The sequence below is a fragment of the Neisseria sp. P0021.S005 genome (assembly GCF_051956955.1).
Genome location: NZ_JBQCWY010000382.1, coordinates 1 through 2,909 on the forward strand (window position 1 = coordinate 1; position 2,909 = coordinate 2,909).

Consider the following 2,909-nt stretch of genomic DNA (forward strand, 5'->3'; position numbering starts at 1 on the left):
CGTTTCCATGCTCAAAGACATGGACGCGATTTTGGTGCCGGGCGGCTTCGGTTCACGCGGCGTGGAAGGCAAAATTGCCGCCGTACGCTATGCGCGTGAAAACAACGTACCATACTTGGGCATCTGCCTGGGCATGCAAATTGCCCTGATTGAGTACGCCCGCGATGTTGCAGGCTTGAAAGGTGCGAACTCTACCGAGTTTGATTTGAAATGCGCCGCGCCTGTCGTTGCCCTGATTGACGAATGGCAAACTGCCGACGGCAGCGTAGAAACCCGTGACGAATCTGCCGATTTGGGCGGTACCATGCGTTTGGGCGCGCAAGAAGTTGACCTCAAACCGGGCAGCCTTGCCGCAAAAATCTACGGCAGCGAACATATCCGCGAACGTCATCGCCACCGCTACGAGGTCAACAACAACTATGTTCCTCAGTTGGAAAAAGCCGGTTTGGTCATTGGCGGCGTATCTGCAGGCCGCGAGCGTTTGGTTGAAACCATCGAATTGCCAAATCATCCTTGGTTCTTCGCGTGTCAGTTCCATCCGGAATTTACTTCCAATCCGCGCAAAGGCCATCCTTTGTTCAGCGCGTTTGTGAAAGCCGCGTTGGGTAACAAAAAAGCCTGATTGATGTGATTGAAAAAGCACCCGTTTCCGGGTGCTTTTTTGTTTTCAGACGGCCTTAGAAGTTATTTGTCTTCATTGACTTCGCGGTCGTTTAAAGGTTGTACGGGACGGTTGTTTTCGCCGCCGATAATGTCGCGCATAGCTTTAAACTGCGCCGCATTTGCCTAAACCGGAGTTTTTAAGACAACCCAAGTCACGTTTTCGCTGCAAATAGGAAAGGCCGTCTGAAATTTCTTTCAGACGGCCTGTTTTATTTAAAAATGTTGTAAAAAGTCTAAACTCTAATGAATAAAAGTGTCTATCAAGATGAAAGTAGTTGTTTGTAGCGTTGGAAAACATTAATATTGCCAAACGTGTTTTCACGAGATTTTAACTTTGTTTTGGAGAGAATAATGAAAAAATCGATTATCGCTTTGGTTATTGCCGGTTTGCCGCTGGCTGCCTCTGCAGACGTCATTCTGTATGGTCAAATCAAAAGCAGCGTGACCGTCGGTCAAGTAAAAATCAAAGGTGATGCAGGTTCTGAAACCAGCTCTACCGCAACCAGCATCAATGACAATACCTCCCGTATCGGTTTCAAAGGCAGCGAAAACCTCGGCGGCGATTTGAAAGCTATCTGGCAAGTTGAACAAAAAACGGCCATTACCGGTGGTTCTCAAGGTTTTGCCAATCGCGATTCCTTCATTGGTTTGCAAGGTAAATTCGGTAAAGTCCGTGCCGGTAAACTCAGCAATATGCTGAACGAAATGGACACCATCGATCCATGGATGTACAAAACCAATGCCGCAGGCTTGGGCATCTTTACCCGTACCGGCAACCGTAACGCCGCTGTACGCTACGACAGCCCGGATTTCGGCGGATTCAAATTCAACGTGTCTTACGCACCGCGCGACAACCGCAATCCTTCAGACAAATACACGCACACCAAACCGGCCAAAGACCAATACACCGGCGGCGTGAGTTTCTCTAAAAACGGCTTTACCGCCAATGCGGCTTACGGCCACTACAACGGCGCGTACACCGACAAATCAGGCAAAGTCAAAGCGGCGCAAATCGCCAAAGTCGAAACTTATTACGATAAAGACAATCTCTTTGTCGGCGGCGGCGTACACTATGCCAAAGGCCATGAGACAGGCAACGAATATTTAGGCTATTTCACCGATGGTTTTAATGAGTACAAGGGTAGTGACATTACTGTCGATTCAGGCAAATCTGAAGCCGTGAAAGTAGTTGATGCAGCGGTAACAGTCGGCTACAAATTGGGCAATGTCACCCCACGCATTACTTACGCGCACGGCTGGCCTGCCAAGGGCGTGAACAGTGGAGAAAAATTGGTGGATAAATTCGACCAAGTCGTTGTCGGCGGCCAATACACCTTCAGCAAACGCACCGGCGTAGTTGCCCAACTGGCGTATCTGAAAGTCGGCAACAAAACCCGTCTGACTGCAGCCAACAAAGGCGGCGTTGAACAAAAAGCCGCTTCTGTGGGCCTGTATCACAAATTCTAAGCTGTCTCTAAAGACAAGGCCGTCTGAAAAATTTCAGACGGCCTTTTTGTTGATTAAAGCGGTTTATTTGTCGTGGTTGGTCAGCGTTGTGCCGTGACGGCCGCCGCGTTCTTTCAAACGTTGTACCAAGCCTTCGACCGTTGTCGGCATGCCGTCGATACAGAATGCCTGATACAGGGCGGTGTGCAGGGCATCGTTGCGGCTGAACGCATTGCCGATCAGCTTCCAATCGCCTTTGCGCGGTTCAATCCAGCGGCGGTTTACTGTATCGCCGTAAGCGAATACTTTGTAAGACGAACGCTTGTCGTTGCTGTAAGTAAAGGATGTGCGGGCGCAATAGAGGCCTTCGACGGAGAGGTTGTCGTAGCCTTTGTCGGAGCGTACGTTCAAGACGTAGCGGATGCTGTTGTCCGGCGCAGGCATGATTTGCAGGCTGCTGAGCAGGATTTTGGGCTGCTTGCCGTAGGTTTCGTTGACATAGAGGTCGAACCAATCGCTCGATTGGGTATCGGGCAGAGGCGGCAACTCGGCTTTGTGTTCTTTAAACTCGCGTGCGGCAACTTCTTCAGGGCTTTCCTGATAACGCGTGTTGGTCAGCGTATCTTTTTGGCTGAAACCCAAAGCAAATGCTTGAGTCGCGGCAAGGCTGAGGGCGAGAAGGGCAAAACGGCGCATAGACAGCTCCAAAGTGAAAAACGGCTTTATTTTATGGGCTTGCAGGGTGGGGTGCAAGTAAGTGCGGTATAATTGACGTTAATTCTGATTAATATGACGAGTTT

General features: G+C 49.8%; 3 protein-coding genes. 2 read left to right on the forward strand and 1 reads right to left on the reverse strand.

Going from position 1 to position 2,909, the window contains the following annotated elements:
- Positions 1–622: glutamine amidotransferase-related protein (locus ACTHUE_RS14460; protein WP_440423125.1), on the forward strand; the 622-nt coding region annotated here is incomplete at its 5' end.
- 392 nt (positions 623–1,014) lie between these two features.
- Entirely contained in the window at positions 1,015–2,130 is a 1,116-nt protein-coding gene (locus tag ACTHUE_RS14465) for a porin (protein ID WP_070461426.1), read from the forward strand.
- Positions 2,131–2,193: 63 nt separating this feature from the next.
- Here the strand turns inward: ACTHUE_RS14465 and ACTHUE_RS14470 are convergent, their stop codons facing one another.
- Positions 2,194–2,805 carry a CNP1-like family protein gene (locus ACTHUE_RS14470; RefSeq protein WP_199900396.1) on the reverse strand — a complete coding sequence of 204 codons (612 nt, stop codon included), beginning with the start codon at positions 2,803–2,805 and terminating at the stop codon, positions 2,194–2,196.
- Positions 2,806–2,909: the final 104 nt, after the last annotated feature.